Genomic DNA, 18959 nt, shown 5'->3' on the forward strand with positions numbered 1-18959 from the left:
CGGTTTCGGTGCTGTAGGCCAGCACGAGGTGGCAGAAAAGGTCGGTGCGGCGGGTGCGCACCTTGCGGCTGCGTGGCTCCATCAGCACCTGAACGGCGGTGCCGTCGTGCACCGCGACCAGGGCCTGACCGAGTGCGTCGGGATCCGGAACCGTCCGGCCGACACGGGCGAGCGCGGTGACGATCGTCGGCATCAACGCTGCGATGATCGCCTCCTCACGTTCGGCCATCACCCGTCGCAGGCCGGGCGTCCGCAGCGCGTGCGAGGTGAACTCGGCGGTAATGCGGAACCAGTCCTCATCGATCGGCACGGCGCGGTCCAAGCGCTCGATCGCGGCGCGGATATCGGCGTCGCCCTCGACCGAGAAGCCGTCGAGACTCGCGCGGACGCCGGCGATCATGGCGGCCGATCGCTGCTCCCACATTGCCAGGAACAGCTCGTCCAGCGAGGTGAAGTTGGAGTAGAAGGCGCCTCGGGTGAATCCGGCCCGGTCGCAGACGCGCTCCACCGAGGCGCGGCCGAAGCCTTCCTCGGCGAAGACCTGATATGCGGCGCAGAGCAGCCGTTTGCGGGTTTGGGTGCGTCGGGGGGTCGCCCGGCGCGCCGGGGTATCCGCATCGGTGGTCGATGCCAACGCGCACCTCCTCGGCATCCGGTCGGTTCGATACAGCAGTGTATTCGATACAAAAATGTATCAGCAGGCCCGACTCGCCTCCGGTGGCACGGAGGACGAGCGGCGTCGGCATGGATAATCCGAGGAGACCGTTCCCCATCGGTGAGGAGTGATCGGTATGAATGCGAATGCGCCGAGCACCGGCATGACCGGCTGGCGGGTGCGGCGGCCGGGGCCGGTCGATGGCGGACCGCTCGACTTCGTTCGTGAGGCGGTGCCCGAACCCGCGGCCGGTGAACTCCTGGTGCGAGTGCTGGCCTGCGGGGTCTGTCGTACCGACCTACATGTCGCCGAGCGGGATCTGCCGGTGCATCGGCCCGGTGTTGTGCCGGGACACGAGGTGGTGGGGGAGGTGGTGGCGCAAGGGCCGACAATGGCGTCGGGATCCGCTGGGGCACCTGGTTCTTCGGCTTCCGAATTCGTAGTCGGCGATCGCGTGGGCATCGCCTGGTTGCGCCACACCTGCGGCATCTGCCGGTACTGTCTGCGCGGCGCGGAGAATCTGTGCCCGAATTCGGAGTACACCGGCTGGGACGCGGACGGCGGCTACGCCGAATATGCCACTGTTCCGTCGGCTTACGCGCATCGGCTGCCCACCGGATACGACGATATGGAAACCGCACCGCTACTGTGTGCCGGGATCATCGGCTATCGGGCACTGCAGCGTGCCGATCTGCCCACGGGTGGGCGACTCGGGATCTACGGCTTCGGCGGCAGTGCGCATATCGCCATGCAGGTGGCACTGGCGCGCGGTGCCGAGGTGCATGTGATGACCCGGGATCCGGCCGCGCGTGAGCTGGCCGCCGATCTGGGTGCCGCCTCGGTGCGGGGTGCGGCGGATCGGCCTCCGGTGCAATTGGATTCGGCGATCTTGTTCGCACCGGTCGGCGAGCTCGTGCTGCCCGCGTTGGAAGCGCTCGACCGCGGCGGCATCCTCGCGATAGCGGGCATCCATCTGAGCGATATCCCGGCGCTGAACTATCAGCGGCATCTGTTCCAGGAGCGCGAGATTCGCTCGGTGACTGCCAATACCCGCGCCGACGCACGCGAATTCCTCACCCTGGCGGGCGAACACCGCATACACGTGACCACAACGGGGTACTCCCTCGGTACAGCGGATCGCGCTCTCGCGGATCTCGCGCACGGACGTTTCACCGGCGCAGCGGTCCTCATCCCATAGGCGCCCGAATCGAAACGGCGAATCCGCGCGGCTGCGTCGAGCCCCGACCCCGCGGTGGGTGTGTTCGCGTGAGATTCATGCCGATGGCACCCGGGCGTGGGACAGTCGGACTATGACAGCCCACCGCCGCATCGGCATGATCATTGCGGGACTCGCCAGCATCACCCTGGTGGCGGGGTGCGGTACCGCATCGGACAGCAGTCACACCACCCCGAGCGCACCGGGGGTGATCCCACTCATCTCGACCGACGATCTGCGCGGCGCGCGGTCGGACGAGATACATCTGTTCGGCCTCAACGATTTCCACGGCAATCTGCAACCACCTGCGGGTTCGACCGGCAAGATCGCCGGATACGACGCGGGCGGTGCGGCCTATCTCGCCACCCATCTGGCTCGGTTGAAGACGGCGTATCCGGCCAGTGCGGTGGTGTCGGCGGGCGACAATATCGGTGCGAGCCCGCTGGTCTCCGGACTCTTCCACGACGAGCCGACCATTACCTTCCTGAATTCCATCGGACTGGCCGCCTCCTCGGTGGGCAATCACGAATTCGACAACGGCGTCCTCGAATTGGCGCGACTGCAGCAGGGCGGATGCGCGGTCGCCGGATGCTCGCCCGGCGCGCCGTTCACCGGAGCGAAGTTCCCGCTGCTGGCCGCCAATGTCACCGATGCCGACGGTAAGCTGCCGCCCACGCTGCGGCCGTGGACGATGCTCGAGGTCGGTGGCCACAAGATCGGTGTCATCGGCACGGTGACGCCCGAGACCGCGAGTATTGTTTTTCCGGAAGGTATTCGGGGCTACACCTTCGGCGACGAGGTCGCGGCGATCAATCGCTATGTCCCCGAGGTGAAGTCGGCCGGTGCGCAGACGGTGGTGGCGCTGCTGCACGACGGCGGCGTGCAGAAAACGGCCCAGAACATGCCGGTCGACTACAACGGTTGTGCGAATATCTCCCCCGAGGTCACCGCATTGGCAACAGATGTCGATCCTGCGGTGCGGGTGCTGTTCACCGGACATTCGCACCAGCCGTATGTCTGCACCATCGACGGCAAGCTGGTCACCCAGGCCGCTTCCTACGGTCGGCTGATCACCGATGTCACCCTTCGCTTCGGCGCCGACGGCGTGCAGGCATCGGCGGTCAATCGGGTGGTGACGCGAGATGTTACTCCGGACGCGGCCACCGCCTCCCTCATCGACTTCTACGCCGAGCAGGCCAAGCCGCGCGCGGAGCGGCCGGTCGGCATCGCGGCGGCGTCGCTGCCACATGAACCGGCGGACTCCGGCGAATCCCCGCTCGGTGATGTCATCGCCGATTCGATGCTCTCGGTCACCGCGGCCGCACCCGCGGCGGCGGTCGCGGCCTTCATGAATCCGGGCGGTGTGCGCACCGATCTGAAGTCCGGTCAGATCAGCTACGGCGATATCTACAGCGTCCAGCCATTCGGTAATCAGATCGTTACAGTCACCATGACCGGCAATCAGATCTTGCGTCTGCTCGAACAGCAATGGGCCAATGGAAAAGCGACCGTGCTCTCACCCGCCGGGCTCACCTACACCTACGCCGAGTCGAGTCCGAAGGGCAGCAAAGTAGTCGCCGAGAGCGTGCGCATCGGCGGTCAACCTCTCAATCCGGTCGCCACCTACCGCATCACCACCAACAGCTTCCTGGCTTCGGGCGGTGACGGTTTCACCGTCTTCACCGAGAGCGCCGACAAAACTGTCGGGCCAATCGATCTTGATGCTTTCGAGACCTACCTGAAGGGTCGTCCGCCGCTCGAATCCCCACCCGCTCGTGCCGAGAAACGGTAAGCCGGTGGGCAAACGCGGTGTCCTGATTCAGGATTCGCGTTCGGGATTAACTGAAAACTGTTGTAACACAAAATATTAGCCGGGCCCATTGGTGACGAGTCACACATCGCCCGAATCGCGGTTTCCTTGCCCGGGGCCAGCTGGGGCGGTTAAAGTTACTCATCAGTAGGCCAATGGTGTTCCTGCTTCGGATCGGCCAACTTTTGGCTTGGTGCCGAATCAATGATGTCCGCATTCACTGCTGCATGCCGGGCGCGCTTGTATGACAATGCAATTCGAGTGCGACAGCAGGAGGAAATGCGATGACGACTTTCATCGTGACGGGCGGAACCGGATTCTTGGGCCGGCGGGTGGTTCAGGAACTGCTGGCAGCGGATTCCGAAGCCATTGTGCATGTTTTGGTTCGCACCGCGTCGGTGGCGAAATTCAGCGAACTCGCCGCGGGCTGGACCGGTGGCGAACGCGCCTTTCCGATGCTCGGTGATCTGACCGCCGAGGGTCTCGGTTTGATCGAGGAAGCACCCGCGGCCGACCATGTGATCCACCTCGGTGCGGTCTACGACATGACCGCCGATGAGCAGACCGCGCACGCGGCCAATGTCATGGGTACGCGCTCGGTGCTGGACCTGGCCCGCGAATTGGGCGCCGTACTGCACCACGTCTCCTCGGTGGCCGTCGCAGGTGACTACAGGGGCAAATTCTTCGAGGAGGATTTCGACCTCGGTCAGCGCCTGACCTCGCCGTACCACCGGACCAAATTCGCCGCGGAGAAGCTGGTCCGCGAATCCGAGGGGGTGCGCTGGCGGGTGTATCGGCCGGCGATCGTGGTCGGGGATTCGCGCACCGGTGAGATGGACAAGATCGACGGACCGTACTATTTCTTCCCGGCCATTTCGCGCCTCGGCGCACTGCCGGCCGAACTGCCGATGCTACTGCCGGATCTGGGGGCCACCAATATCGTGCCGGTCGACTACGTGGCGGGTGCGATGGTCGAGCTGGTGCGACGCAAGGGTCTCGACGGACGCACATTCCACCTTGTCAACCCCGAACCGCAGCCGTTCGGCGATATCTACGGCGCGTTGGCGGCCGCGGCGGGTGCGCCGACCGGAATCGGCACGGTGCCCGGCAGCGCACTCGCGCTGAACGGGCTCGCCCACCTCCCGGGCGTGGCGACGGTGCGCGATTTCCTGTTGACACAGTTGGGAATTCCGGCCGCGGTCGCGCCGCATACCTCGTTCTCGGCGGAATTCGTCTCCGACTCCACACGGGCGCAGTTGCGCGGGTCGGGTTTGTCGGTGCCCTCGTTCGACAGCTACGCCGAGCGGCTGTGGCGGTACTGGGCCGAGCACCTGGACCCGAACCGGGATCGCCCCGGCGACAGCGGTGATCCGCTGGACGGCTGCATCGTCCTGATCACCGGAGCGTCCTCCGGAATCGGCCTGGCAACCGCCCATGCCGTCGCGCAGCGCGGTGCGACCGTGCTGATGGTGGCGCGCGGTGTCGAGGACCTACACACGGCGGCGGAGTCGGTGCGGGCCGAAGGTGGTGTCGCCCACGCCTATCCGTGCGATATCACCGATTCCGACGGTGTGGACGATTTGGTCGCCGCGGTACTCGCCGATCACGGTCACGTCGATTATCTGGTGAACAATGCGGGGCGGTCGATCCGTCGTTCAGTGGTGAATTCCACCGACCGCATGCACGATTTCGAGCGAACCATGGCCGTCAATTACTTCGGTGCCGTGCGACTGATTCTCGCGCTGCTGCCGTCGATGCGGGCGCGGCGCTTCGGACATATCGTGAATATCTCCTCGATCGCCGTGCAGACCAAGGTGCCGCGCTTCGCCGCGTATGTGGCGAGCAAATCCGCACTGGACAACTTCAGCGAAATTGCTGCGGTCGAAAATCGCGATGCGGGAATCAGTTTCACCTCGGTGCGCATGCCATTGGTGCGCACGCCGATGATCGCGCCGACCGATCTCTACCGCTCACTGCCGGTGCCGGATCCGGATCGCGCCGCCGCCATCGTGGTGCGCGCCATCGAGGATCGCCCGCACCGCATCGACACCCCGGTCGGCACTTTCGCCCAGGCGGTAGAACTGCTGATGCCCTCGGTCAAGCGGACAATCATGCACCAGGGGTTCCGCTGGTTCGGTGAATCGCGTGCGGCGCAGGGGAAGCAGGCGGCGGTGTCGACCACTGCCGAGGAGCAGGATCAGCACTCCGGTCGCAATGCGCTGTCCTACCTCGCTCCCGTGATGCTGCCGCTGATGACATTGCCCGGCCCGGCCGCGCGGGTCACCCGCGTCATCCCCGGCTTGCACTGGTGACCGTGCCCACGTTGGGCTGATCGTCGTACTCGGCGTGCCTGCGCCGACCGTCGGACGTTCGGCCCTGATGTGGACGATCGGCGTTTCGTATTCTTGCGATGCCGAGCCGCCGTATTTCCTGCCGCGTAGTTGCGGTCCAGTGCCCCCGTGGTGACGAATCCTGGGACAAGGGACCGATTGAACTCGTGGCAGGGATAACGGTCGTGAAAGTTCGTAGGAATGGTGTGGGGCAGTTCGAGCAGTTGACCGATGAATTCTTGTCGGCCCTCGAGTTTCTGACAAGGCTGTCGGCCGAAGGTCGTAGGATGACCGCCCTGTGCGGCGCCTGTGTGCGGGTGCTGCCGGTGCAGCGTGCCGCGATCCTGATCCGGGAACGCGATGCCGGACTGCAGCCGTGGGCCACGAGCGATTCGGTGGCAGCGTGGGTGGAGGCGGTGCAGGCCACCGCCGGGCAGGGGCCCGCCGTGGACGCCGTCGTCGCCGGTGTGCCGGTGCTGGTGGCCGATCTGGCCGAAACCGAGGTGCGGTGGCCGGGGTTCGCCGATGAATTGAACCGGGCGGCGGTGGCCGGGGCGGCGGTGGCGGGGTCGATGGTCGCGGTGCCGTTACAGTTGGGTGTGGTGTGCTTGGGCGTGCTCGATCTGTATCGGGCCGAGCCGGGCAAGCCGGAACCGGACATGATTTCGGCGGGGTTGCATATCGCCGATCTGGTCATCGCGCAATTGGTAGCCGGATCGGCGAAATCCGTACATGCCGCGGCGCAGTGGTGGGATCAGCCGCTGACCAGCCGCACGATCCACCAGGCGGCCGGAGTCGTACTCGCACAGTTGGATATTCGCGCACCCGATGCTTATGCGCGCCTGCGCGCCTACGCCTTCTCGCACGGGTTGTCGCTGGCCGAGGTCGCGGCGCTGGTCGTGGACAACCGGATCCGCTTCGATACCTGATTCGTTCCGCCGCGTCGGCCGCAGATCGATGGGTCCTTCGACATTGTCACCGCGAACTCCGGCCACCCATTCGTAGCGTGGATCGGGGATCGCTGCCGCGGTCTTGTTCGGATAGGCGTGCAGGCTCGGCCCCTCGCGCTGTAACAAACCGAGCAGTCGCAGCGACTCGTTGGTTGAGGCAAGTACCTGTAGCTCACCGCGTTGGTCGGCTAGCAACAATCCGGCATCGGTCACGCCGGTGACTTCGGTACCGGCCGCCAGTCGCTGCTGACACAGTTCGACCCCGTCGAAATCGCTCGCCAGAGATTCGACAGCGCGTACGAGTGAACCCTGATAACTGGATCGAATCCCGTGGATCGGTTGTGCTGTTGATCGTCGAATAGGGCGCCATTGCAGTATTCCGTCGCGGTGATTGCTACTCGCCGCGATGCGGCACATTTGAACCGAGAGAATTCAGCGAAAATAGCACCTAACTAGGCACATCATTGTGCATGGTCAGGGTGGAGCCATGTCGTCGATGGTGGCATTCGGATCGTAGTCATGTCGGCCACTATCCGATGGCCGGTCAATGGAATCCGATGGGTAGCTGGATAATTCAAAGGAGCATGGTCGTGTCGAAATTGTGGTGTTTGACTTCGTTCAGCCATACCATGGGAAGGTCGGCAAGTGTGGCGCGGGACTCGAGGGGACAACCTACTTTCGCGCATGCGAGGTGATTCGCTTGTCTGACAATGAGGTGCTGGTTGCCGCAGCAGCGCGGCTGGCCGAACTGCTTCCCGCAATCGGTGACACAGCAGAGATGGTGCGCCAGTTGATGAACAGCGCGATTGTCGCGCTCGACCTGGTGGGTTGCACCGTGACGCTGATGCCGGACGAGACCGGCACACCCGATGAGCGATCCCGCCTGGCCGCCGCCGCTCCGGACGAGCTGGTGGCCATGGAATTGTGCCAGCATCACAGCGAGCGCGGTCCGAGCGTGGACGCGCTCCGGTCCGGCAAACCCATCGCGATCGACGATATCGGTCGACACCGGCAGCGTTGGCCGGAGTTCGCCGCCGAGGCGGTCCGGCACGGCCTGTCGTCGTTGGCCGAGATCCCCATGCGGGCCGGTGAGACCACGGTCGGCGTGCTCGGTCTCTACGGTCCGAGCCCGCAGGGCTGGACCGACCAGGATCTTTCGGTCGGTGGGCTGTTGGCGAGCATGGCGACCGGCCATATCCTCAACTCGAACGTATTGCGGCGTCAGCAGCGTATGACCGCGCAGTTGCAGCATGCGCTGGATTCGCGGATCGTCATCGAACAGGCCAAGGGCGTAATCGCCAATGCCAGGCAGACCACGCCGGAGGTCGCGTTCGAACTGATCCGCACACATGCACGCAAGAATCGGGTCGCCGTACACGCGGTGGCGAAAGGGATCGTCGAACTCGGACTGCGCGTCTGAGTTAAACCCTCACTGCGGAAAGTGCGTGATCATGTGCGCGCGGCGCGGTAATGTGAAAGTTGTACTACCGGCCCCGGTCCCCGGCCGGATCCCGTTCTCGCCACAGCCGTCCATGCCCTCGACGGCCTGCTTCGACGCAGCTTCATACGTCGAATTCAACTTGCTGGTCGCATCACTTGCTTGTCTGGGGGCAATCGTGATAATGCTCGTTTCACCTCGGTCCGAACGCATTTCGCATCGGCCCGAACGAATCCCAACCACACTGCGGTCCGTTCCTCGTCCCGTTCGTGATCCGATTGATATCGAATCTTCCGGTGTCGAGGCCGAATTGGTACATCGTATCGGTGTCGGCGATCAAGAGGCCTTCGCGCAGTTCTATCGCCGCACCCGCGGCCTGGTCTACGGGCGCGTGCTGGCGATCGTGCGCGACCCCGGGTACGCCGAAGAGACCTGTCACGACGTCTACCTCGAGGTGTGGCGCTGTGCGGTCGAGTTCGACGAGCACCGCGGTTCGGTGCTCACCTGGTTGCGCATGCTGGCCCATCGCCAGGCCGTGGACCGGGTCCGGCACGAACGCGCCACCATGGACCACAACCACTCGTGGGGCAGTCGCGATTATCAGCCCCCGACCGACGTGGTGGCCGAGGCGGCGGTGCGACACGACGAAAGGGACGCCTTGCGTCGCAGCCTCACCCATCTGACCGCACTCCAGCACGAATCCATCGCGCTCGCGTACTACTCCGGACTCAGCTATCCCGAGGTAGCGGAGCATCTCGGTGTCGGTCTTCCCACGGTCAAATCCCGGATCCGGGCAGGCTTGGAACACCTGCGAGCCGATCTGTCGAAATCGCACCACAACTGATCGGCTTCCAGACTGTTCGCGCCACGGCGAGTGGCGCGCTGCGCTCGCCGGTTCCGATCACAGGCGCGGTCGCGCGCGGGCCTATTGATCCATGCTGATCAGCAGGGGCGTCGGGCCGGGAATTCGGCAGCGAGTTCGGCGAATACGGCGGAATTCAGTGCGAAGGCCCACTTTCCTTCGTCGAGCACCCGGCGGCGTTCGAGATCGTCGAGCGACAGTTGGTCGAGCAGTTCGCGGTATTCGCGTTTGAAGGCCGCCGGATTGCCGAGCGCGTCGAAAACGTAAAAGCGCACACCGTCGCCGCGATGCGGGAGGTTCCACAACTTCTCGGCGGTGCCCCGGATGACCTGGCCGCCCGAGAGGTCACCGAGATAGCGGGTGTAGTGGTGCGCGATATATCCGGCGGGCCAATTGCGGGCACATTCATCGACGCGGGCGGCGTAGGCGGCGGTGGCGGGCAGCGCCTGGAGGGCGTCACGCCAATCGGAGCCGATGAGGTGCGCGAGATCGCGTTCCAACTCCGCGGTCCTGGCCAGTTCCGGACGCATGAACGGCCCCGCGATCGGATCGTCGGCCAGGTCTTCCCAGCGATGTTCCAGGGCGCGGTAGATGAACCAGAGTTGGGCGGTATAGCGGTGGTAGGAATCGATGCCGAGTTCGCCGCCGAGCATGTCACTGATGAACGAGGAGTTCTCCGCCTCCTCGTGCTGTCGTGCGGTGGCGCTGCGGATCGCGGTGGAGAACGGGACGGTATCCGACATTCTGAACCACCTCACCGATGCCGAAGGGATGGTCGCAATAGTTTTGGGCACCCTGACCGATCCGTGTAACCATACCGGCAGTCCCCGGTAGCTACGTGTGCATTATGGACGACGACCGGATTCGCGACGCAGCGAAATTCGCGGCGTTCTGCGTCGGCGCACGATGACCGGCCGTCGGATCGACCCGAATCGGCTCAGAATGCGCGGCCTGCGCACGGTACGGTCGAACCATTCGCCGAGCGTGACGCCCGCGGCCAGCGCACAGCCGACACCGATCGCCGCGAGCACCTGATTGGCTCCGATCAACAATTCGTCGTTGAGCAGGGCATACAGCCCGCGATACACCTTGAGACCTGGCAGCAGCGGGGTGATGCCCGCGACCGCGACGACCAATGGGGGAGTCAGTGATCGGCGCGCCATCAGGCCACCGGCCAGACCGACCAGCGTCGCGGCGACCGCGGAGGAGATCACCGGACCGAAGCCCAGATTTTGTATGAGCAGAAAACAGATCGTGCCCGCGGCACCGCCGAATGCCGCCGCGGCGAGCGCCCGGCGCTCGGCGTAGCAGGCGAGTGCGAACGCCAGCGCCGCGACCGCACCGGCCGCGATCTTGATCGGCAGATCGGTGATATCGCGGCTGGAGGTCAGATAGACGGGCGGGATCGTGGCACCGAGGATATCGCCGACCCGCAGTGCCATCGCGATGCCCGCGATAATGCCGCCGGTCATCATCATGACCTCGAGCATGCGGGCAGTCGCGGTGATCGGCGCGCCGGTTATCGCGTCCTGTACCGCGCCGACCAGCTGCAATCCACTCAGCAGCACAGTGATTCCGGCCGCGATGATCAGTGTCGGGTCGACATCGATACGCAGAATTATCGCGAGGGTGGCCAGGAGCAGTGCGGGTGTCGCGGCGATCGCGCCGCCGGCCACATGCTGGAAGAAGAACGGCAGCCCGTAGCGATTCAGGATGCGATTGACGCGGTCGATGGCCAGGGTGGTGCCGAAGCTGACCGCAGCGGCCAGCCAGCCGCCGCCGAGCAGCGCCGCGATCGATGCCGCCAGCAGCGACCAGCCCAACGTGGCGACCCAGCGGTGGTATGGATGCGGCGCGGAGGTGATCGCGTCCAGGCGGGCGCGCGCGTCCCCGGGCGGGACGACCTCATTGCGGATGCGACGGGTGAGCCGGTCGACCGCGGCGAGGCGGGTGAAATCCAGGGAGCGGTACTTGACCACCCGCATGGTGCTGGCGGGCGGCAGCATGGGGCCGCGGTCGGCCCAGATCCTGATCGCGTCGTAGGTGACATCGATATCGCAGCGGGACAGGCCGTAGGTGGCGGCGATGAAGCGCACCTGGGTCATGGTGTCGTTGACACCGGTCCCGGAGGCGAGCACGACCTCGCCTACCCGCACGGCCAAGTCGAGGACCTCCGCGACGCGGGCATCATCGGTGAGATCGATGGGCTGCAGCGGTGTCGGCGCGGCGACGATGGTGTCGGCGGTGGCGGGACGGTCGGCGATCAGGAGGTCGACCGCCTGTTTGACGACCGGTGTTCGGGGTGCTCGGAGGAAGCGTAATCGCGGCCGCCAAGCAGCCGGATCGCTCGGGGCGGTGTCGTCTCCCTCTGGAAAAGTGTCCGGACCCATATGCGCGACCGTAGTCATTCGAGTCCGCGGTTCGCATCCGTGGTGGTACGAGGGCCCGTGCCGATGACCAGACGATTGTCCGGACACTTGGCCGAAGCCGCCGAAGGTGATAGAACTTGTTCTAATTCGCTGGTCCTTCGAGCGACCCGCAAGCAGTAGTAAGCGAATGGGAGCGCGCGGTGCGGTACGGAATTGTGTTGTTCACCAGTGACCGGGGCATTACACCCGCCGATGCGGCCGCGGCCGCCGAACAAGCCGGATTCGACGCCTTCTACGTGCCCGAACACACCCACATCCCGGTGGTTCGGGCGGCAGCGCATCCGCGCACCGGGGATGCGAACCTGCCCGACGACCGGTATCTGCGCACGCTGGACCCGTGGGTCGCATTGGCCACCGCGGCGTCGGTCACCAGCCGGATCACACTGTCCACCGCGGTCGCCCTGCCCGCCGAGCACCATCCGATCACCCTCGCCAAAACCCTTGCCTCGCTGGATCATCTGTCCGGCGGCCGGGTCAGCCTCGGCGTCGGATTCGGTTGGAATACCGACGAAATGGCACATCACGGGGTGCCCGCGAATAAACGTAGGACGGTATTGCGTGAACATCTGGATGCCATGCGCGCGTTGTGGTCGGAGGACGAGGCCAGCTTCGCGGGACGATTCGTGAATTTCGGGCCGAGTTGGTCCTGGCCCAAGCCGGTGCAGAAGCGGATTCCGGTGATTCTCGGCGCGGCCGGTACCGAGCAATCGTTCACCTGGCTGGCCGAGAACGCCGACGGCTGGCTCACCACCCCGACCGAGGACGGCCTCGGGGAAAAGATCGAACTGCTGCATCGGGTTTGGCGCGAACACGAGCGCGAGAGCAGCCCCGAGATCATCGCACTGGCCGGACGTCACGATGCGGCGCAACTCGCGCAGTGGACCGAATTGGGTATCACCGAAGCGGTTTTCGGTCTGCCGGATCGCGACGCCGATGACGTACGCACCTACCTGACCCGCCTCGCCAGGAAGCTCGATATCGAAGCAGCCCGCTGACACCGGTTGATGTCAGCGGGCTTTCCGCTGACCGCGTCGTCTGCGCGCGACGAGCAATCCGATCAGCACACCGGCCACGCCGATAATCGCGCACTCGCCACACGGGGGCCTCGATGACTGAGAAGGCGCAACAGCTGCCCCGCAGCGGGCGATGAAACCCGTTGCGGGGCGCTGTTATTCGTATCTCAGCGCAGATCGCGGCGACGGAAGCCGACGATCCCGACCCCGAGCAGCACGACCACGATCCCGAGCAGCCACAGTATCGGCGCGGCCTCGAAGGCTGAGCCGGGCAGCTTCGGCGGGTGCGTGAAGGGAACCAGATCGCGCACCCATTGCGGGAGTCCGTCGAGCGCACCGATGACGAAAATAATGATCATCGTGCTCAGCACGCCCCAGGCGACCGGCGTATAGCGCGGCGCGAGCCCGTAAATCACCACGGTGATCGCGGTGAGCACCCACACCGCGGGCAGTTGTACCGCTGCGGCGGCGAGGCAGTCGCCGAGTTTGCCCGCCAGATCGCCATCCGAGATGCCGTAGATGACGCCGACTGCCGCACCCGCGACGAACAACAGCACCACCGGTCCGAGCAGCGCGATGGCGATATGGCTGAGCGCGTAGCGTTCTCGGCTCACCGAACCGGCCAGTGTGGCCTCGGCGCGCTGGCTGGATTCCTCCTCGTGCAGCCGCAGCACCGCCGAGATGGAGTAGGCCGATGCCGCGATGGCCAGCATGCTGAGGGCGAAGGTGATGAACGAATTCTGCAGCACATCGGTGCCGCCCATCCGATTGATCACATCGCGGACCTGCTTACTGTTGTTGAGCATATCGCCGACGCTGTTGATGGCACCGCCCATCAGCGACCCGTAGAGCAGGAAGCCGATGGACCAGGCCAGCAGCGAGCCGCGCTGCAGTCGCCAAGCGAGTCCGGATGGACCGGACAGTGTGGACGCCGCCACCGGTGCACCAGGGCGCTCGGCGAGCAGCCCAGAACCGGTATCACGTTGCCGCAGAAGCATATACGCGGCGATAGTGGTCGCCATGGCGAGGGTGATCAGCGGAATCAGCACCCACCAGCGCTCATTCGCATACGGCCGCATATTGATACACCAGCCGAGTGGCGAAAACCACGACAGCACACCATTTCCGGCGTCGCCGACCGCGCGCACCGCGAAGGCGGTGCCGAGTGTGCCGAATGCCACCCCGCGCGCGACTCGCGCACTCACGCTCACCTGTGCCGCGATGGCGGCGACCCCGGCCCAGACCAGACCGGAACTGCCGAGCGTCGCGCCGTATGCCAGCGAACCGGCGGCCGGCAGGTCGCTGCCGTAGAGCGCGAGGGCACTCAGGATGGCGATGATCAGACAGCCGGTCGCCGTCATGATCATGACGGCGGTCAACCCGGCATAACGGCCGATGCTGGTGGCGCCGACCAATTCCGCGCGACCGGTCTCCTCCTCGACCCGGGTGTGCCGGATGACGGTGAGGATCGTCGCGATCGCGATCATCGCGTAGAACGGCCCGGCCTTCCACAGTCCGACCGAGCCGAGATCGGTGCTGAAGACCGGCCCGTACATAGCGACCAGCGCCGGGCTTTCCATCACAGACTTCGCCGCGTGATCGAGGTCGGCTTGTGTGGTATAGACGGCCTTGGCGCTGCTGACGTAGAAGGCGGGTAGCAATCCGAAGGCAAGTACCCACAGCGGCAAAACAATTCGGTCGCGACGCAGGAACAGTCGCAGCAATCGGGCAGTACCGGCGAAGTCGGTCGACCCGCGCACGGCGGGTGCGGCGTAACGCGTGCCGCCCGCGGTTGCGGTTGTCATGATCCCACCTTCTGCATAGTCGCCTTCGCCTGCTCGGACGTCGCGCCGTCGACGTGGTAATGCCGCATGAACAGCTCCTCCAGGGTCGGCGGCGCGCTGGTGAGGCTGCGCACTCCGACATCGCCGAGGATCCGGATCAGCTGGCCGAGATGCTCTCCGTCCACCTGGCAACGCAGCGTCGAACCGTCGCGTTCGATGTCCTCGACACCGGGGATGCGGCTGAGATCGCCTGGGTCACCAAGCAATTCGGCGGTGATGGAGGTGCGCGACAGGTGCCGCATATCCGACAGCGATCCGCTCTCCACGGTGCGCCCGGCCCGGATGATGGTCACCCGGTCACACAGCGCCTCCACCTCGGAGAGGATGTGGCTCGACAGCAGCACCGTGGTGCCGCGCTGTTTGGCGTCCTCGACGCATTCGCGAAATACCTTTTCCATCAATGGATCCAGGCCGGAGGTCGGCTCGTCGAGCAGCAGCAGACGCACATCGGAGGCGAGTGCGGAGATCAATGCGACCTTCTGCCGGTTGCCTTTCGAGTAGGTGCGTGCTTTCTTACGCGGATCCAGATCGAACCGCTCGATCAATTCGGCGCGCCGCCGCGGATTGATCTCTCCGCGCATTCTGGCGAGCAGATCGATGGTCTCCCCGCCGGACAGCGACGGCCACAGTGTGACATCGCCTGGTACATAAGCGAGTTCGCGGTGCAGTTCGACCGCATCGGTCCACGGGTCGCGCCCGAGCAGCCGGGCCGCGCCGGAGCTGGCGCGCAGGATGCCGAGCAGGATACGGATTGTCGTCGACTTACCCGCGCCGTTCGGGCCGAGGAAGCCATGGATTTCGCCTTCGCGGACTGTGAGGTTCAGTCCGTCGAGGGCGGCGACATGGCCGAAGTTCTTGTGCAGGTCGCGAACTTCGATGATGTCGGACATCAGATCTCCTTGGTGAGTGTGTCCAAAATCGTTGGGTCTGTGAGGAATCCCTGGGTGTAGAGCTCGGCGGCGGGCAACACGAACTCCTCGGTCAAGGTGCGAACGAGTTTGCGGTAGTTGGGCTTTTCGTCGCGCTGTTGCAGCAGGGTGAAGTACAGGACGGTCGCGCCGACATTGACCATCGTCAGATATCTGGCCCGCGCTGCCGGATCACGGCTCGGCTTGAGGGTGCCCGCCTCGACGCCTGCCTGGATGTACTCCTCGGCATCCGAGATCATGTGCTCGAGCAGTGATTCGGCCAACGGCCCGCCCGCCTGCAGGCTACGCACCATATAGGCGACCAGCGGGCCGTATGACTCGATCTCGGACATCGCGGTGAGCATGCCTTTGGCGACGTTCGGCTCGGTGGCGGCTTTCCACTTCTGGTCCCGGATCAACTCCAGCACCCGCTCGTCGCAGGCGGCCCGCAGGCCGTCCTTGGAGCCGAAGTGATGGTTGACCAGTCCGGGGGAGACACCGGCCGCTGCGGCGATCGCGCGCACTCCGACCTGGAATCCGTTGTCACCGAACACCTCGATCGCGATATCGCGAATGCGGGCTGCGGTGCTGAGATCCGAATTCGGGGTCGGCGTCACGCGGCACCTCCTAGCTCGGCGGGTCCTTGCGATACGGCTCTCTGGTTGAACACATGTTTAGTATATTAAACGCGTGTTCAACGGTAAAGCAAGAGCTCGGCGCAGATGTCGTGTCACGATATTTGCGACGGACGAATCCGCTGTTCAGCGCCTTGGATGCGGTCGATGAGGGTGGAATGCGAGCGGCGCGAACCGGTCGCCGGTCGTCGGTGAAACGCTAGTGTCGGTGCCATGGCTGACACCGAGATTCCCTCGACATCGGACCACCTGCGCGATGCGCTCGACGGTCCATGGCGCGCGGTTCGCGCCGAAGCCAGACAGCGGCTGGCCGACAACCGGTTTGCCGGCGACCCCTATCTCGACTACCACGCGGCCCGGGCCCGGGTGCTCGAGCAGATGCGCGTCATCGCGACAATGGGATTCGCGGAGGCCGGTTTCCGGCGCGAGCACGGGGGTACGGGCGAGCCGGGTGCCGCGGTGGTCGGGCTGGAGATGCTGGCCTATGCGGACCTGTCGCTGTGGGTGAAATCCGGTGTGCAGTGGGGGTTGTTCGGCGGTGCCGTGGAGAATCTGGGGACCGAACGCCATCGCGATGTTGTCAAACGGCTGATATCACTGGATCTGCTCGGCTGTTTCGCGATGACCGAATCCGGACACGGCAGCGATGTCGCGAATCTGGAGACGACCGCGACCTACGATCCGCGGACCCAGGAGTTCGTCGTCCATTCACCGACACCGTCGGCACGTAAGGACTACATCGGCGGCGCGGCCGAACATGCCAGGATGGCAGCGGTTTTCGCACAGCTGATCGCCGAGGGGAAGAGCCAGGGGGTGCACTGCTTCCTGGTGCCGATCCGGGATGAACACGGTGCCGACCTGCCGGGCGTGACCACCTACGACGACGGCCTCAAGGGCGGGCTGGCCGGTGTCGACAACGGCCGCATCGTCTTCGACCAGGTCCGCATTCCCCGGGAGAACCTGCTGAACCGGTACGCCGATGTCGCACCGGACGGTACCTACAGTTCCGATATCGAGAATCCGAGCCGCCGATTCTTCACCACGCTGGGCACTTTGGTGCGCGGGCGGGTCAGCGTCGGGGGTGCGGCCGCGGCGGGTGCACGGGTCGCCTTGAGCATTGCCACGCGGTATGCCCTGAAGCGTCGCCAATTCTCGGACCCGGACAGCGGCCAGGAGACCTTGCTGCTGGACTATCGCGTTCATCAGCGGCGGCTGCTGCCCTTGATCGCCCGGTCGTACGCACTCGCCTTCGCGCAGAACGATCTGGTACGCCGCATGCATTTGGTGCAGACCGGTCAGGACCTCGCTCCGGGCGCGCAACGCGCCCTGGAGAAGCGGGCTGCCGGACTCAAGGTCGCGCAGACCCGGTTCGCCACCCGAGCCATCCAGGAATGTCGCGAAGCCTGCGGCGGTGCCGGTTATCTCACCGAGAATCGCCTGGTCACCCTGAAGGCCGATACCGATGTGTTCACCACCTTCGAGGGCGACAATGTCGTGCTCACCCAGTTGGTGGCCAAGGAGGTACTCACCGCCTACTCCGATGAGATCCGCGATATGGACGCGCTCGGCTGGGTGCGCTTCGCCGCCACTATGGCCGGCGATGTAGTGCGCAAGCGTTCAGGTGTGCGCCAACTGATCCAGACCCTACGTGACCGAAGTGACGACACCGTCGACGACGGCGACCTGTCGCGCCGCTCGGTGCAACTGCAACTGTTCGCCGATCGTGAGGACTATCTGGTGCGCACCGCCGGACATCGGCTGCGCGCCCGCGCCGAGGACACAGCGCCGTTCGAGGCGTTCAACAATGCGCAGGACCATATCCTCGCCGCGGGCACCGCGCACATCGACCGGCTGATCCTCGAGGCGTTCATCGAGGGTATCGGCGGAATCGAGGATCCGCAGGCCCGCGAGCTCGCCGCGACCGTTTGCGATCTGTACGTCTACTCGATGCTCGAGGAGAACCAGGCGTGGTTCATCATGCACCGGTTCATGTCGGTCGAACGTGCGAAGGCAGTGCGTCGCGGCGTCAATGAACTGGTCGACCGGCTGCGACCGGATGCCTTGACGCTGGTCGAGGGCATGGGTGTGCCGGAGGGCATGTTGCGGGCGGCGCTACTGGATGATGCGAGCGTGTTCGGTCGTACGAATAGCCGGATGACGGCGCAGCGGATCTAGGCGTCCACGCGCGTCCGGTCCGAGACGAATCGCTCGGTGAGCTTCCAACACGCGACGACCAGTGCGATCGCCACCGCCGCGCCACCGAGAATATCGGTGGGCAGATGATAGCCGAGGCCGATCATGCCGATCGCGGCGCAGACCACTGCGGCGGTGGCGACCACGACGGTCACCGCGCGCGCTCGCGTCGATTCGGTCAGTACGACGAATGTGGTGGCAATCGCGACCAGATGCGCGGTATGTCCGCTCGGATACGCGAGATAGTCGTGCAACGGTCGATCCCACAGCGGTTTGAGGACCCAGCTGTCGAGTCCGACCACGACCTCGGGAATCACCACCATCGCCACGGCCCGCCGCCACTTCCCCAGATAGCCGAACCAGGCGGCGGCCGCGAGCAATAGCGGGATCAGGATATAGCCATTGCTCGGGATCACCAGCGCCTCGTAGCCGCCGGGATGATGGTCTAGTGCCGAGTGGATCGGCTGGGCGAGCGCGCGATCCAGATCGGTGGCAGCGCCGTCGTCGGGGAAGGTCAACGGTAGCGCAACCGCGATGCCGAGACCGGCGATTACCACGCACAGCACCACAAAGTTCGCACGGATCCGGCCGAGCCACCCCTCCCGTTTCACAATCACCGCTCGACGATAGGGCACCCGCGACCAGACCCATCGGTCGCGGGATCACCGTCCGTCGC

15 protein-coding genes are annotated in these 18959 nt (G+C 65.1%); 8 read left to right on the forward strand and 7 right to left on the reverse strand.

From position 1 onward, the window contains the following. Positions 1 to 652: TetR/AcrR family transcriptional regulator (locus ACW2Q0_RS28725; protein WP_457194051.1), on the reverse strand; the 652-nt coding region annotated here is incomplete at its 3' end. Between the two features lie 139 nt (positions 653 to 791). Between ACW2Q0_RS28725 and ACW2Q0_RS28730 the strand changes: the two genes are divergently transcribed. From ACW2Q0_RS28730 to ACW2Q0_RS28755, 6 genes are all read left to right on the forward strand, one after another. Next, positions 792 to 1853: a zinc-binding alcohol dehydrogenase family protein gene (locus ACW2Q0_RS28730; protein ID WP_457194052.1), complete on the forward strand. Its 1062-nt coding sequence runs from the start codon at positions 792 to 794 to the stop codon at positions 1851 to 1853. A gap of 112 nt (positions 1854 to 1965) precedes the next feature. Next, positions 1966 to 3663 (forward strand): bifunctional metallophosphatase/5'-nucleotidase, encoded by a 1698-nt coding sequence (locus ACW2Q0_RS28735; RefSeq protein ID WP_457194053.1) that lies wholly within the window; start codon positions 1966 to 1968, stop codon positions 3661 to 3663. Between the two features lie 302 nt (positions 3664 to 3965). After that, entirely contained in the window at positions 3966 to 5993 is a 2028-nt protein-coding gene (locus tag ACW2Q0_RS28740; RefSeq protein ID WP_457194054.1) for an SDR family oxidoreductase, read from the forward strand. Between the two features lie 203 nt (positions 5994 to 6196). After that, entirely contained in the window at positions 6197 to 6940 is a 744-nt protein-coding gene (locus ACW2Q0_RS28745; protein ID WP_457194055.1) for a GAF and ANTAR domain-containing protein, read from the forward strand. Positions 6941 to 7661: 721 nt separating this feature from the next. Further along, positions 7662 to 8381, forward strand: coding sequence for a GAF and ANTAR domain-containing protein (locus ACW2Q0_RS28750; protein ID WP_457194056.1), 720 nt, complete (start codon positions 7662 to 7664; stop codon positions 8379 to 8381). 328 nt (positions 8382 to 8709) lie between these two features. Continuing rightward, positions 8710 to 9243: a sigma-70 family RNA polymerase sigma factor gene (locus ACW2Q0_RS28755; RefSeq protein ID WP_457194057.1), complete on the forward strand. Its 534-nt coding sequence runs from the start codon at positions 8710 to 8712 to the stop codon at positions 9241 to 9243. Between the two features lie 98 nt (positions 9244 to 9341). Here ACW2Q0_RS28755 and ACW2Q0_RS28760 read toward each other — a convergent pair whose 3' ends face one another. Next, a complete protein-coding gene (locus ACW2Q0_RS28760) occupies positions 9342 to 10004 on the reverse strand; it encodes a biliverdin-producing heme oxygenase (RefSeq protein ID WP_457194058.1) in 663 nt (220 codons plus the stop codon). A gap of 102 nt (positions 10005 to 10106) precedes the next feature. Further along, positions 10107 to 11651 (reverse strand): threonine/serine ThrE exporter family protein, encoded by a 1545-nt coding sequence (locus ACW2Q0_RS28765; RefSeq protein ID WP_457194088.1) that lies wholly within the window; start codon positions 11649 to 11651, stop codon positions 10107 to 10109. Positions 11652 to 11830: 179 nt separating this feature from the next. On the opposite strand from ACW2Q0_RS28765, the gene ACW2Q0_RS28770 reads away from it, so the two are divergent. Beyond that, complete coding sequence (locus tag ACW2Q0_RS28770; RefSeq protein WP_457194059.1) at positions 11831 to 12685, forward strand: LLM class F420-dependent oxidoreductase; 855 nt, start codon at positions 11831 to 11833, stop codon at positions 12683 to 12685. Positions 12686 to 12870: 185 nt separating this feature from the next. Here the strand turns inward: ACW2Q0_RS28770 and ACW2Q0_RS28775 are convergent, their stop codons facing one another. From ACW2Q0_RS28775 to ACW2Q0_RS28785, 3 genes are read right to left on the reverse strand one after another with little or no spacing between them, the layout of a single operon-like run. Next, on the reverse strand, positions 12871 to 14508 hold the full coding sequence (locus tag ACW2Q0_RS28775; protein ID WP_457194060.1) for an ABC transporter permease: 1638 nt from the start codon (positions 14506 to 14508) through the stop codon (positions 12871 to 12873). After that, positions 14505 to 15437 carry an ABC transporter ATP-binding protein gene (locus ACW2Q0_RS28780; protein ID WP_457194061.1) on the reverse strand — a complete coding sequence of 311 codons (933 nt, stop codon included), beginning with the start codon at positions 15435 to 15437 and terminating at the stop codon, positions 14505 to 14507. Before ACW2Q0_RS28780 ends, ACW2Q0_RS28775 begins: the two co-directional genes overlap by 4 nt. Then, complete coding sequence (locus ACW2Q0_RS28785; RefSeq protein WP_457194062.1) at positions 15437 to 16072, reverse strand: TetR family transcriptional regulator; 636 nt, start codon at positions 16070 to 16072, stop codon at positions 15437 to 15439. Before ACW2Q0_RS28785 ends, ACW2Q0_RS28780 begins: the two co-directional genes overlap by 1 nt. Before the next feature lie 246 nt (positions 16073 to 16318). On the opposite strand from ACW2Q0_RS28785, the gene ACW2Q0_RS28790 reads away from it, so the two are divergent. Next, positions 16319 to 18265: an acyl-CoA dehydrogenase family protein gene (locus ACW2Q0_RS28790; protein WP_457194089.1), complete on the forward strand. Its 1947-nt coding sequence runs from the start codon at positions 16319 to 16321 to the stop codon at positions 18263 to 18265. On the opposite strand, the gene ACW2Q0_RS28795 is transcribed toward ACW2Q0_RS28790, so the two are convergent. Beyond that, entirely contained in the window at positions 18262 to 18900 is a 639-nt protein-coding gene (locus ACW2Q0_RS28795; protein ID WP_457194063.1) for a phosphatase PAP2 family protein, read from the reverse strand. The two genes, ACW2Q0_RS28790 and ACW2Q0_RS28795, sit on opposite strands and share 4 nt — an antisense overlap. Positions 18901 to 18959: the final 59 nt, after the last annotated feature.

This window comes from Nocardia citri (genome assembly GCF_054065835.1).